The following is a 247-nucleotide window of genomic DNA, read 5'->3' as shown; positions in this document are numbered from 1 at the left end:
CGTGATGGTGGAAGTGGATAAAGACAAGAAGCGCTACAACAACGGCACTGACAGTTATACCTTCACGGCGACGGTGAAGGATGGGCACGGCAATCTGGTGGTGGGTCAACCGATCGACATTGACTGGCAGACAGATCCAAAGGCTGACGGGTTAACCCTGACGAAACAGAGCAATCCGGTGAGTAACGCGCAGGGACAGGTGACTGCGACGTTAACCAGCACGGCGGCGGTGAAGGATGTGCAGGTA

General features: G+C 55.5%; 1 protein-coding gene. It reads left to right on the top strand.

Translation table 11 applies throughout. The features are described from left to right. Positions 1 to 247, top strand: a 247-nt coding sequence (locus ACGF5R_RS24895) for an Ig-like domain-containing protein (RefSeq protein WP_387693327.1), incomplete at both ends; no start/stop codon positions are given.

This window comes from Photorhabdus sp. RM71S, from assembly GCF_042879355.1.
GTDB classification, from domain to species: domain Bacteria; phylum Pseudomonadota; class Gammaproteobacteria; order Enterobacterales; family Enterobacteriaceae; genus Photorhabdus; species Photorhabdus kayaii.
Note: the sequence above shows the minus strand (reverse complement) of the source record. Positions and strands in the feature narration are given on the sequence as shown.